Origin of the sequence: Streptomyces glaucus (assembly GCF_039533365.1) — a bacterium.
GTDB classification, from domain to species: Bacteria; Actinomycetota; Actinomycetes; order Streptomycetales; family Streptomycetaceae; genus Streptomyces; species Streptomyces glaucus.
Genome location: NZ_BAAATK010000007.1, coordinates 107159 through 119183 on the forward strand (window position 1 = coordinate 107159; position 12025 = coordinate 119183).

A 12025-nucleotide genomic window follows, 5' to 3' on the forward strand; every position below is an offset into this window, starting at 1 on the left:
GCGGATCCCCGCATAACCGGCACAGGACCTGCCGGCCGGGGACACCCGAACGCGCAATGCCCCCTTTTGCGACCCCCGTGGCGGCGGGTCGGACGGAAGAGTACGACGAGGGAGCCGATCATCCAAGAGCCCGAAGCGCCCGAACCGGAAGCCACCCGGCGCGCCGCCGACGTCGCGGAGAGCGCCCGGGCCAACCGGGGCTGGTGGGACCGCAACGCGGACGAGTACCAGACCGAGCACGGCACCTTCCTCGGCGACGACCGCTTCGTGTGGGGCCCGGAGGGGCTGGACGAGGTGGAGGCCGGGCTGCTCGGCCCGCCGGAGGAGCTGAAGGGCCGGGACGTCCTGGAGATCGGCGCGGGCGCGGCCCAGTGCTCGCGCTGGCTCGCCGGCCGGGGCGCGCGCCCGGTGGCCCTGGACATCTCGCACCGGCAGCTGCAGCACGCGCTGCGCATCGGCGGGTCGTTCCCGCTGGTGTGCGCCGACGCGGGGGCGCTGCCCTTCGCGGACGGCTCCTTCGACCTGGCGTGCTCGGCGTACGGGGCGCTGCCGTTCGTGGCGGATCCGCGGCTGGTGCTGCGGGAGGTGCGCCGGGTGCTGCGGCCGGGCGGGCGTTTCGTGTTCTCGGTCACCCATCCGATCCGCTGGGCGTTCCCGGACGAGCCGGGACCCGAGGGACTGACGGTGTCCGCCTCCTACTTCGACCGCACGCCCTACGTCGAGCAGGACGAGCGGGGCCGCGCGGTGTACGTCGAGCACCACCGGACACTGGGCGACCGGGTGCGGGACGTCGTGGCCTGCGGCTTCCGGCTGGTAGACCTGGTGGAGCCGGAGTGGCCCGCCTGGAACACCTCGGAGTGGGGCGGCTGGTCGCCGCTGCGCGGGGCCCTGATCCCGGGGACCGCGATCTTCGTGTGCGAGCGGGACTGACCCTGGGGCACGAGCGGGACCGGCCTCCGCCCGCGCGCGGGGCCGGAGGGGCCCGCGCGCGGGCGGGCGGGTCCGGGGGACGTACGACACTGGGGGCGTGATCCGTTACGACGCCCTGGACGCCCTGCCCGTACGCGCCGCCCTGCCCGCTCTGGACGACGCCCTGGAGACGCACGGCACCGCCGTCCTCGTCGCGCCGCCCGGCACCGGCAAGACGACCCTGGTGCCCCTGGCCCTGGCGGGGCTGCTCGGCGAGGCGCCCGCGCGGCGGGTGGTCGTCGCCGAGCCGCGGCGGATCGCGGCGCGGGCGGCGGCCCGGCGGATGGCGTGGCTGCTGGGCGAGCGGACCGGCGACAGCGTCGGGTACACCGTGCGCGGGGAGCGGGTCGTCGGGCGGCGCACGCGCGTGGAGGTGGTCACCACGGGCGTGCTGCTGCAGCGGCTGCAGCGGGACCAGGAGCTGGCCGGCGTCGACGTGGTGGTGCTCGACGAGTGCCACGAGCGGCACCTGGACGCGGACACGGCGGCGGCGTTCCTGTGGGACGTCCGCCAGCTGCTGCGGCCGGGGCTGCGCCTGGTGGCGGCCTCCGCGACGACCGACGCCGAGGGGTGGGCGCGGCTGCTGGGCGGGGCCCCGGTGGTCGAGGCGCACGGGGCCGCGCACGAGGTGGAGGTGGTCTGGGCACCGCCGCGGCGCCCCTCCCCCGCTCCCGCCCGGGCGGGGGGCGCTCCCGGGCGGTCGCACGGCCCGGGGGTCGATCCGGCGCTGCCGGCGCACGTGGCGTCGGTGGTGCGGCGGGCGCTGGCCGAACGGGCGGGGGACGTGCTGTGCTTCCTGCCGGGGGTCGGTGAGATCGCGCGGGTGGCGGGGCTGCTCGGGGACCTGGAGGGCGTGGAGGTGCTCCAGGTGCACGGGCGGGCCCCGGCGGCCGTGCAGGACGCGGTGCTGACGCCCGGGCGGCGGCGCCGGGTGGTGCTGGCGACCTCCGTGGCCGAGTCGTCGCTGACGGTTCCGGGGGTGCGGGTGGTCGTGGACTCGGGGCTGGCGCGGGAGCCGCGGGTGGACCACGCGCGCGGGCTGAGCACGCTGACGACCGTGCGGGCCTCGCGGGCGGCGGCGCGGCAGCGGGCGGGGCGGGCCGGACGCGAGGCGCCGGGTGTGGTGTACCGCTGCTGGTCCCAGGCGGAGGACGCCCGGCTGCCGCGGTTCCCGTCCCCGGAGATCAAGGTGGCCGATCTGACGGCGTTCGCGCTGCAGGCGGCGTGCTGGGGCGATCCGGAGGCGTCCGGGCTGGCGCTGCTGGATCCGCCGCCGGGCGGGGGGATGGCGGCGGCGCGGTCGGTGCTGGCGGCGGTGGGGGCGGTCGACTCCGCCGGGCGGGTCACGGAGCGGGGGGCGGTCCTCGCGCGGCTGGGGCTGCATCCCCGCCTGGGGCGGGCGCTGCTGGACGCGGCGCCGCTGGTGGGCGCGGAGCGGGCGGCCGAGGTGGTCGCCCTGCTGAGCGAGGAGGCGCCCCGGGAGTACGGGGACGACCTGGCGTCCGCCCTGCGGGCCGCGCGGCGCGGGGGCGACGCCTATGCCGCGCGGTGGCGGGCGGAGGTGCGCAGGCTGCGGGCCGTCGCCGGGGAGGCGGTCCGGGCGCACGGCGGCTCCGGCGGGGCCGGCCTGCCGGAGGACGGGGCCGTCGGGCTGGTCGCCGCGCTCGCCTTCCCCGAGCGGGTCGCCAGGGCCGACGGCGGCTCGTTCCTGATGGTGTCCGGGACCCGGGCCGAGGTCGCTGAGGGGAGCGGGCTGCGCGGGGCGCCCTGGATCGCCGTCGCCGTGGCCGACCGGCCCGCCGGCGGGCGGCACGCGCGCGTGCGGCTGGGCGCGGCCGTCGACGAGGGGATCGCCCGGCGTGCCGCGGGGGCGCTGCTGACGGAGCGGGACGAGGTCCACTGGGGCGACGGAGACGTGGTGGCCCGGCGGGTCGAGCGGCTGGGGGCCGTGGAGCTGGCGGTGCGCCCGCTGCGGGACGCCGGGCCCGGTCTCGTACGCGCCGCGCTCGTCGAGGGGCTGCGGCGGGAGGGGTTCGGGCTGTTGCGGTGGTCGCCGCAGGCCGGTGTGGTGCGGCAGCGGCTCGCGTTTCTGCGGCGGCACCTGGGGGAGCCCTGGCCGGACGTCTCCGACGACGCGCTGCACGCGCGCCTGGCGGAGTGGCTGGAGCCGGAGCTGAGCCGGGCCCGGCGGCGGGCGGACCTGGCGCGGATCGACGCCGGGGAGGCGCTCGGGCGGCTGCTGCCCTGGGCCTCGGGGCAGGCGGCGCGGTTCGACGAGCTCGCCCCGGAGCGGATCACCGTACCCAGTGGGTCCAGGGTCCGGATCGACTACTCCGATCCCGAGCGGCCCGTGCTCGCGGTGAAGCTGCAGGAGATGTTCGGGCTCCGGGAGTCGCCCGCGGTCGCCGGGGTGCCCCTCCTGGTCCATCTCCTCTCCCCCGCCGGCCGGCCCGCCGCCGTCACCGCCGATCTGGCCTCCTTCTGGAGGGACGGCTACCGGGCGGTGCGGGCCGAGCTGCGCGGACGGTATCCGAAGCACCCGTGGCCCGAGGACCCGGCGAGCGCCGAGCCGACGCGGCACACCACCGCGCGGCTCGGGCGGTGACGGGTTCCTGCCCGGGCCTTCCGCGCACTGAGCGGAGGGAGGGGGAGACGGTGCCCGCACGGCGGCGCTCCTGCGCCCGCAGGAGCGCCGCCGTGTCGTACGAGCGTCACGCGCCGGGGCTCGCCGACGGGCCGGCGGCGCCTGCGGAGGGGGCGGTGGAGGGGCTGGGGGACGCCTCGGCCGCCGCCACGGTCAGCGGGACGTCGAGCGTGGCCCCGCCCGCGGTGGTGAGGCGGAGGACGAACGTGCCGGCGGTGTCGTCCGCGTACAGCTCGGGCAGCGTCAGCAGGCCGTCGGCGCCGGTCCTCAGGCCCGTCAGGGTGCGTACGGGTGCGCCGGCGGCGTCCTTGAAGTAGGGGCCCTTGTCGTTCTCGGCCGGGTCGGACGCCGACTTGACGAGGGTCGCCGTGACGGCGACCCGGCCGGCGGCGGCGCCCCGGTACGTGGCCCGCACCGCGACCCGGTCCGCGAACTCGCCGCCCGCGGTGCAGGTCAGGGCGGCGTCGCCGGTCCGGGTGAGGGTGTCGGCGACACGTTCGGTGACGGTCGCCGCGTAGTCGACGGCGGCGACCGCGCGGCCGACGACGGTGGCGCGGACCGTGAAGCCGCCGGTCTTCTCGCCGGCCCGCAGGACGGGCGCGACGGCCACGCCGGAGGCGTCGGTGAGGACCGTGGCGACGCGCTCGCCGCCGGTGAAGACGGCATCGGTGTCACCGACGATCGTGAAGCGGATCCGCACCTTGGCGACGGCCTTGCCGTTCCCGGTCTCGGCGCGGGCGCCGATCCGCTCGGCGAACGCGGTGCCCGCCGTCGCGGTGAGCTCGGCGGCGCCGGCGTGCTCCAGGTGGTCCACCGTGTCGGTGGGGGTGGCGGGCGGCGAGGCCGGGGGCTGCGACGGGGACGGGCCGGGGTGCTGGGAGCCGCCGTCGCCGCCGGGCGGGGTGCTCGGCGGGGTGGTGTCCTCCGGCGGCGTGGACGGCGACCCGGTCCCGCCGTCGCCGGAAGCGGAACCGGAGCCGGAGCCGGAAGCGGAGCCGGAGCCGGAGCCGGAGGCTGCATCGGAGCCGGTGCCGGAGCCGGAGCCGGTGGTGTCGCTGCGGTTGACCGGGATCGTGCCGGTGCCGTCGGGGACCTCGTGCGTGCCCTTGCGGTAGTACTCCAGCCACGACAGGACCGTGTTCAGGTAGTCCCGGGAGTTGTTGTAGCTGAGGATCGCGCGGTCGAGGTCGGCCTGGACGGACAGGTCCCAGCCGTTGCGGCACAGGTAGTGGCCGGCCGCGAGCGCCGCGTCGTAGATGTTGTTCGGGTCCTTCTTGCCGTCGCCGTTGCCGTCGCGGCCCGCCCACGCCCAGGTGGACGGGATGAACTGCATGGGGCCGACGGCCTGGTCGTAGCTGCTGTTGTCGTCGTAGGCGCCGTTGTCGGTGTCCTTGATGAGCGCGAAGCCGTTGCCGTCGAGCTGCGGGCCGAGGATCGGGCTCAGCGTGTTGCCCTCCGCGTCGACCCGGCCGCCGCGGGCCTGACCCGACTCCACCTTGCCGATGGCGGCGAGGAGTTCCCAGGGCAGGTTGCAGCCCGGCTTGGCGGAGCGCAGCGCCGCCGCGGCCCGCTGGTAGGCGTCGAGGACGGTGGCGGGGATGCCCGCCTCCGCCGCGCCCCGGGCGACGGGGGTGCCCGCGGTCGGCGAGGGGCTCGGGCTGTTGAGCGGCGGCAGGTCCGTGTAATAGGGGGAGTTGCCGGTCGCGCTGCCGTCGGCGTTCGCCTCGGGTGAGGGCGTGGCGTCGGTGGTGGACTGTCTGCCGAGGCCGTCGACCGTCACCCCCGGAGCCTGGGACGCGGACAGGGCCGCGACCGCCAACGCGGCCACGGCTGTGGTTGCCGCTCCCTTGCGCAGCCTCCTGCCGAATTGCGCCGCCATAGAGTGAACCCCTCCTGTGGGCGCCCGAGCGCCCGTCCGCGTCTGCTGTGCTCGCCCTGGTGTGACGATCGGCCGGCGCCACTGGTTGCCCTCGCGGCGCGTCTGCCTGCGTTGTTCACTTGTCGTCGGCACGTGGCCGTTCCCTCGGCCCGCCTGCCCGGCCGGGGCCCCGCCATGCCGACCCAGGCGACCCTACGACAACTTCCCTCGCCCGGACACCCGTTCGCGCCCGGTTTTCACCGGTTGGCCATACGGCGTCGTCGCGCGGGTCCCGCCCCGCGCCGAGGGCTCCCGATCGCCCGGGTCGGCCCCCCGGTCAACACCCGGCGCGGGCAGCCGGGTTGCCGCCCCGAGCCGCGCGTCGGTGCGCGCTGCCCGCCGTGCGCGCCGACGGGACCGGGCGGGGAGGCAGGCGCCCCCACTCGCCGCGCCGGCCGAGAACCCGAGCGCATCCGGCACGTCCGTACATCCGTGCGGTCGGTACGTCCGGGCGCGTCCGGTGCGGGGGCTTCGGGCCGGCACGCCGGGAGCGCGCACCGGACCCCGCCGCTCCCCGACGCGCGGGCGGCGCCTGCCGGGACGCTAGTGGGCCGCCGACTCCCAGTCCGGGCCGGCGCCCACCGAGACGCCCAGGGGGACGCGGAGGCGGACGGCTTCGGCCATCTCGCGGCGGACGAGTTCCTCCGCCGTCTCGCGCTCGCCGGGGGCGATCTCCAGGACGATCTCGTCGTGCACCTGGAGCAGCATGCGGGACTTCAGGTCCGCTTCCCGCAGCGCCCGGTCCACGTTGAGCATGGCGATCTTGACGATGTCGGCCGCCGTGCCCTGGATCGGGGCGTTCAGCGCCATGCGCTCGGCCGTCTCGCGGCGCTGACGGTTGTCGCTGTTCAGGTCGGGCAGGTAGCGGCGGCGGCCGAAGAGGGTCTCCGTGTAGCCCGTCGCCCGCGCCTCGTCGACGACCCGGCGCAGATAGTCCCGTACGCCGCCGAAGCGCTCGAAGTACGCGTCCATCAGGGCACGCGCCTCGGCCGCCTCGATGTTCAGCTGCTGGGACAGGCCGAAGGCCGACAGCCCGTACGCCAGGCCGTACGACATCGCCTTGATCTTGCGGCGCATCTCGGCGTCCACCGCGGCGGGTTCGACCGAGAAGACCTGGGCGGCCGCCGTGGTGTGCAGGTCCTCGCCCGAGGTGAAGGCCTCGATCAGGCCCTCGTCCTCGGACAGGTGGGCCATCACGCGCAGCTCGATCTGGCTGTAGTCCGCCGTCATCAGGCACTCGAAGCCCTCGCCGACCACGAAGCCGCGGCGGATCGCCCGGCCCTCGTCCGTGCGCACCGGGATGTTCTGCAGGTTCGGGTCGGTCGAGGACAGCCGGCCGGTGGCGGCGACCGTCTGGTTGAACGTGGTGTGGATGCGGCCGTCCGCGGCGATCGTCTTGATCAGGCCCTCGACGGTGACGCGCAGCTTCGCCTGCTCACGGTGGCGGAGCATGATCACCGGCAGTTCGTTGTCCGTCCGGGTGGCCAGCCACGCCAGGGCGTCGGCGTCCGTGGTGTAGCCGGTCTTGGTCTTCTTCGTCCTCGGCAGGCCCAGTTCGCCGAAGAGGACCTCCTGGAGCTGCTTGGGCGAGCCCAGGTTGAACTCGTGCCCGGCCGCCGCGTGCGCCTCCTTCACCGCCTGCTGCACCGCGCCGGCGAACATCCGCTCCATGGCCTGCAGGTGGGTGCGGTCGGCCGCGATGCCGTGCCGCTCCATCCGGGCCAGCAGCGCGGACGTCGGCAGCTCCATGTCGCGCAGCAGGTCCGCGGCGCCGACCTCCCGCAGCCGGCTCTCGAAGGCCTGGCCCAGGTCGAGGACGGCGCGGGCCTGCCTCATCAGCGTCTCGGCCTCGGCGCCGTCGTCCGCGCCGAAGGCGAGCTGGCCGTCGGCCGCGGCGGGGGCCAGCTCCCGGTGCAGGTACTCCAGGGACAGCGCCTCCAGGTCGAAGGAGCGGCGGCCCGGCTTGACCAGGTAGGCGGCGAGCGCGGTGTCCATGGTGACGCCCTCGACGCGCCAGCCGTGCTCGGCGAAGACCCGCATCGCGCCCTTGGCGTCGTGGAAGACCTTCGGCCTGCCGTCGTCGGCCAGCCAGGACGCGAACGCCCTCTCGTCGGTCTCGTCCAGCTGGGACGGGTCGAACCAGGCGGCCGGTCCCTCGGGCGCGGCCAGCGCGATCTCGGCGACCGAGCCGGTGCCGAGCGCCCAGGTGTCGACCGTGGCCACGCCGAGGACCTGGGTGCCGTGCTCGGCCAGCCAGCCGGCCAGCTCCCCGGTGCCGAGCACCGTGCCGTCCAGCTCCACGCCGTCCGCCTCGACCGGCGTGGACTCGGTCTCCCCGGCGCCGGGGTCGACGGCGAAGAGCCGCTCGCGCAGGGAGGGGTTCCTGATCTCCAGGGTGTCCAGCACCGTCGCGACGGCCTTGCGGTCGTACGGCACCCGCTCCAGGTCCGCGACCGTCTTGGGCAGCCGGACCTGCCGCTCCAGCTCGGTGAGCCGGCGGTTGAGCTTGACGGCCTCCAGGTGGTCGCGGAGGTTCTGCCCGGCCTTGCCCTTGACCTCGTCGGCGCGTGCGACCAGCTCGGCGAAGGAACCGAACTGGTTGATCCACTTCGCGGCGGTCTTCTCGCCGACCCCCGGGATGCCCGGCAGGTTGTCGGACGGGTCGCCGCGCAGGGCCGCGAAGTCGGGGTACTGGGCGGGCGTCAGCCCGTACTTCTCGACGACCTTCTCCGGGGTGAACCGGGTCAGCTCCGAGACGCCCTTCGTCGGGTACAGCACCGTGACCTGGTCGCTGACCAGCTGGAAGGAGTCGCGGTCACCGGTGACGATCAGCACCTCGAAGCCCGCGGCCTCGGCCTGGGTGGCGAGCGTGGCGATGATGTCGTCCGCCTCGTACCCCTCGACGGCGAAGCGGGAGACGTGCATCGCGTCGAGCAGCTCGCCGATCAGCTCGACCTGGCCCTTGAACTCGTCCGGGGTCTTGGAGCGGTTCGCCTTGTACTCCGTGAACTCCTCGGACCGCCAGGTCCTGCGGGAGACGTCGAACGCCACCGCGAAGTGCGTGGGGGACTCGTCACGCAGCGTGTTCGCCAGCATCGACGCGAAGCCGTAGATCGCGTTCGTCGGCTGGCCCGTCGCGGTCGTGAAGTTCTCCGCGGGCAGCGCGAAGAACGCGCGGTAGGCCAGTGAGTGCCCGTCCATGAGCATCAGGCGCGGGCGGCCGCCGGGGGTGGTGTCGGTCTTCTTCGATGCTGTTTCTGCCACGCCCCCGATCCTGCCACGAGCCGCTGACAGTCGGCCGCCATCCGGGTCCGGCCGGCCCGGCACCGCCGGTCCGGGTTCGTCGTGGCCGGTCACCGGCGTGGCGGGGAACCGCCCGAGGACGAGACGGCCTCCGACGGCGGGAGCGGCTCCGCGCGGCGGCCGCTCCGCCGCGGGCGTCGCTGCCGTTCTCCGCACGCCCGTGGCCGTCGTCGGCGCACGTCCGTGATCGTCGCCGGTGTCCCGTGCGAGGATCGGAGGCGTACCGCACACGGACAGCCGAAGCCTCACGCAGGCAGTCGAAGGGGAGGGCGCGATGGCCACGAAGCCGCCCGAGAGTGATCCGGTGCAGGACGCGCCGCGGGTCGCCGAGCCGCAGCACGCGGCGGCGGGCCTCCCGGCCGTCGGGCACACCCTGAGGATCGCCCAGCAGCAGATGGGCGTGCGGCGCACCGCGCTGACCCTGCTGCGCGTCAACCAGAAGGACGGCTTCGACTGCCCCGGCTGCGCCTGGCCGGAGCCGGAGCACCGGCACACGGCGGAGTTCTGCGAGAACGGCGCGAAGGCGGTGGCCGAGGAGGCCACGCTGCGCCGGGTCACCCCGGAGTTCTTCGCGGCGCACTCCGTCGCCGACCTCGCCGGCCGCAGCGGCTACTGGCTCGGCCAGCAGGGGCGTCTGACGCACCCCATGTACCTCCCCGAGGGGGCCCGGCACTACGAGCCGGTCACCTGGGAGCGCGCCTTCGACATCGTCGCCGAGGAGATCGCCGCCCTCGGCTCCCCCGACGAGGCCGTCTTCTACACCTCGGGGCGCACCAGCAACGAGGCCGCCTTCCTCTACCAGCTGTTCGCCCGCGAGCTGGGCACCAACAACCTGCCGGACTGCTCCAACCTGTGCCACGAGTCGTCCGGCTCGGCCCTGTCGGAGACCATCGGCGTCGGCAAGGGCAGCGTGCTGCTGGAGGACCTGTACCGGGCCGACCTGATCGTCGTCGCCGGCCAGAACCCCGGCACCAACCACCCGCGCATGCTCTCCGCCCTGGAGAAGGCCAAGGCGAACGGCGCGCGGATCATCAGCGTCAACCCGCTGCCCGAGGCCGGGCTGGAGCGCTTCAAGAACCCGCAGACACCCAGGGGCCTGACCGCCGGCACCGCGCTCACCGACCTGTTCCTGCAGATCCGCATCGGCGGCGACCAGGCCCTCTTCCGGCTCCTCAACAAGCTGATCATCGAGACCGAGGGCGCGGTCGACGAGGACTTCGTCCGCGAACACACCCACGGCTACGAGGAGTTCGCCGCGGCCGCCCGCGCCGCCGACTGGGCCGGGACGCTGACCGCGACCGGCCTGACGCGGGCGGAGATCGAGCAGGCCCTGCGCATGGTGCTCGCCTCGAAGCGCACCGTCGTGTGCTGGGCGATGGGCCTCACCCAGCACAAGCACGCCGTGGCGACCATCAGGGAAGTGGTCAACTTCCTCCTCCTGCGCGGCAACATCGGCCGCCCCGGCGCGGGCGTGTGCCCGGTGCGCGGCCACTCCAACGTGCAGGGCGACCGCACGATGGGCATCGTCGAGCGCCCCGCCCCCGCCTTCCTGGACGCCCTGGAGAGGGAGTTCGGCTTCGCCCCGCCCCGCGCGCACGGCTACGACGTCGTCCGGGCCATCCGCGCGCTGCGCGACGGCGAGGCGAAGGTGTTCTTCGCCATGGGCGGCAACTTCGTCTCCGCCTCGCCCGACACCGAGGTCACCGAGGCGGCGATGCGGCGGGCCCGGCTGACCGTGCACGTGTCGACCAAGCTGAACCGCTCGCACGTGGTCACGGGCGCGCGGGCCCTGATCCTGCCGACCCTGGGCCGCACCGAGCGCGACGTGCAGGCCGGCGGCGAGCAGTTCGTGACCGTGGAGGACTCCATGGGCATGGTGCACGCCTCGCGCGGCCGGCTCCGGCCGGCGAGCCCGCACCTGCTGTCCGAGCCGGCCATCGTGTGCCGGCTGGCCCGCCGGGTCCTCGGCGAGCGCAGCACGGTGCCGTGGGAGGAGTTCGAGAAGGACTACGCGACGATCCGGGACCGCATCGCACGCGTGATCCCCGGCTTCGAGGACTTCAACGCGCGCGTCGCCCGCCCCGGCGGCTTCGCGCTGCCGCACGCCCCGCGCGACGAGCGCCGCTTCCCGACCGCCACCGGCAGGGCCAACTTCACCGCCGCGCCGGTGGAGTACCCCGAACTGCCCGAGGGGCGGCTGCTGCTGCAGACACTGCGCTCCCACGACCAGTACAACACCACGGTCTACGGCCTCGACGACCGCTACCGCGGCATCAGGAACGGCCGCCGGGTGGTCATGGTCAACCCCGAGGACGCCGCCGCCCTGCGCATCGCGGACGGCTCGTACGTCGACCTGGTCGGCGAGTGGGAGGACGGCGTGGAGCGGCGGGCGCCCGGCTTCCGCGTCGTGTACTACCCGACGGCCCGCGGCTGCGCCGCCGCGTACTACCCGGAGACCAACGTCCTGGTGCCGCTGGACGCCACCGCGGACACCAGCAACACTCCGGCCAGCAAGTCCGTCGTCGTCCGTCTGGAACAATCGACGACCGACTGAGCGTTTGCTCAGCCGACGGGCGGCCGTCGGCGGGCAGCCGCACCGATCACGACGAACGGAGCCGGGTCCCATGGGCGAGCAGCAGCACGTGAAGTTCCCTCAGGAAGTCGTCGACGAGTACGCCGCGCTCGGCGTCGACCTGCCGGCGCTGTTCTCCGCCGGACACCTCGGGACGCGGATGGGCGTGCGGATACGGGAGGCGTCGGCCGAGCGGGTCGTCGGGACGATGCCGGTGGAGGGCAACACCCAGCCGTACGGGCTGCTGCACGGCGGCGCCTCCGCGGTGCTGGCCGAGACGCTCGGCTCGATCGGGTCGATGCTGCACGGCGGCAGCTCGAAGACAGCGGTCGGCGTCGACCTCAACTGCACCCACCACCGGGGCGTGCGCTCCGGGCTCGTGACCGGCGTGGCCACCCCCGTCCACCGGGGCCGCTCCACGGCCACCTACGAGATCGTCATCACGGACGAGGACGGCAAGAGGGTGTGCACCGCACGCCTGACCTGCATGCTGCGCGACATGCGGCCCGGCGACGGGGAACGGGCCGGCGCGGCGAGCTGACCGGTTCCGCGCGGCGGACCGGCCGACCGAGGGAAAACCCTGCGGAGGCGGGCGCGCTCTTGCCGCGGCCGCCTCCGC

6 protein-coding genes are annotated in these 12025 nt (G+C 75.2%); 4 read left to right on the forward strand and 2 right to left on the reverse strand.

All coding sequences use genetic code 11. The annotated features are described in order from the left end of the window. Positions 1 to 66: 66 nt before the first annotated feature. Both ABD363_RS07760 and hrpB read left to right on the forward strand, forming a co-directional pair. Positions 67 to 930 carry a class I SAM-dependent methyltransferase gene (locus ABD363_RS07760; protein ID WP_344600996.1) on the forward strand — a complete coding sequence of 288 codons (864 nt, stop codon included), beginning with the start codon at positions 67 to 69 and terminating at the stop codon, positions 928 to 930. Between the two features lie 97 nt (positions 931 to 1027). Beyond that, positions 1028 to 3574 (forward strand): ATP-dependent helicase HrpB, encoded by a 2547-nt coding sequence (gene hrpB, locus ABD363_RS07765; protein WP_344600998.1) that lies wholly within the window; start codon positions 1028 to 1030, stop codon positions 3572 to 3574. 106 nt (positions 3575 to 3680) lie between these two features. Here the strand turns inward: hrpB and ABD363_RS07770 are convergent, their stop codons facing one another. Both ABD363_RS07770 and polA read right to left on the reverse strand, forming a co-directional pair. After that, on the reverse strand, positions 3681 to 5492 hold the full coding sequence (locus ABD363_RS07770) for a lytic transglycosylase domain-containing protein (protein WP_344601000.1): 1812 nt from the start codon (positions 5490 to 5492) through the stop codon (positions 3681 to 3683). A gap of 582 nt (positions 5493 to 6074) precedes the next feature. After that, positions 6075 to 8795 carry a DNA polymerase I gene (gene polA, locus ABD363_RS07775; protein WP_344601002.1) on the reverse strand — a complete coding sequence of 907 codons (2721 nt, stop codon included), beginning with the start codon at positions 8793 to 8795 and terminating at the stop codon, positions 6075 to 6077. A gap of 313 nt (positions 8796 to 9108) precedes the next feature. Between polA and ABD363_RS07780 the strand changes: the two genes are divergently transcribed. Then, positions 9109 to 11388, forward strand: a complete 2280-nt coding sequence (locus ABD363_RS07780; RefSeq protein ID WP_344601004.1) for an FdhF/YdeP family oxidoreductase — start codon at positions 9109 to 9111, stop codon at positions 11386 to 11388. A gap of 70 nt (positions 11389 to 11458) precedes the next feature. Continuing rightward, positions 11459 to 11947 carry a PaaI family thioesterase gene (locus ABD363_RS07785; protein ID WP_344601006.1) on the forward strand — a complete coding sequence of 163 codons (489 nt, stop codon included), beginning with the start codon at positions 11459 to 11461 and terminating at the stop codon, positions 11945 to 11947. Positions 11948 to 12025 lie beyond the last annotated feature (78 nt).